This window comes from Klebsiella sp. V115_8 (assembly GCF_029967715.1).
GTDB lineage: Bacteria > Pseudomonadota > Gammaproteobacteria > Enterobacterales > Enterobacteriaceae > Klebsiella > Klebsiella quasipneumoniae.
Map to the genome: position 1 here is coordinate 1 of NZ_JASCAR010000017.1, position 812 is coordinate 812.

Here is an 812-nt window from a genome sequence, read left to right on the forward strand (position 1 = left end):
GTCGCTGCCGCAGCTTCGGTGCATGGTTTAGCCCCGTTACATCTTCCGCGCAGGCCGACTCGACCAGTGAGCTATTACGCTTTCTTTAAATGATGGCTGCTTCTAAGCCAACATCCTGGCTGTCTGTGCCTTCCCACATCGTTTCCCACTTAACCATGACTTTGGGACCTTAGCTGGCGGTCTGGGTTGTTTCCCTCTTCACGACGGACGTTAGCACCCGCCGTGTGTCTCCCGTGATAACATTCTTCGGTATTCGTAGTTTGCATCGGGTTGGTAAGTCGGGATGACCCCCTAGCCGAAACAGTGCTCTACCCCCGAAGATGAGTTCACGAGGCGCTACCTAAATAGCTTTCGGGGAGAACCAGCTATCTCCCGGTTTGATTGGCCTTTCACCCCCAGCCACAAGTCATCCGCTAATTTTTCAACATTAGTCGGTTCGGTCCTCCAGTTAGTGTTACCCAACCTTCAACCTGCCCATGGCTAGATCACCGGGTTTCGGGTCTATACCCTGCAACTTAACGCCCAGTTAAGACTCGGTTTCCCTGCGGCTCCCCTATACGGTTAACCTTGCTACAGAATATAAGTCGCTGACCCATTATACAAAAGGTACGCAGTCACACCATAAAGGTGCTCCCACTGCTTGTACGTACACGGTTTCAGGTTCTTTTTCACTCCCCTCGCCGGGGTTCTTTTCGCCTTTCCCTCACGGTACTGGTTCACTATCGGTCAGTCAGGAGTATTTAGCCTTGGAGGATGGTCCCCCCATATTCAGACAGGATACCACGTGTCCCGCCCTACTCTTCGAGTTCACA

1 rRNA gene is annotated in these 812 nt (G+C 52.5%); it reads right to left on the bottom strand.

Annotated elements, in window-relative coordinates:
• Positions 1-812, bottom strand: a 23S ribosomal RNA gene (locus tag QLG03_RS06070); the annotation flags it as partial.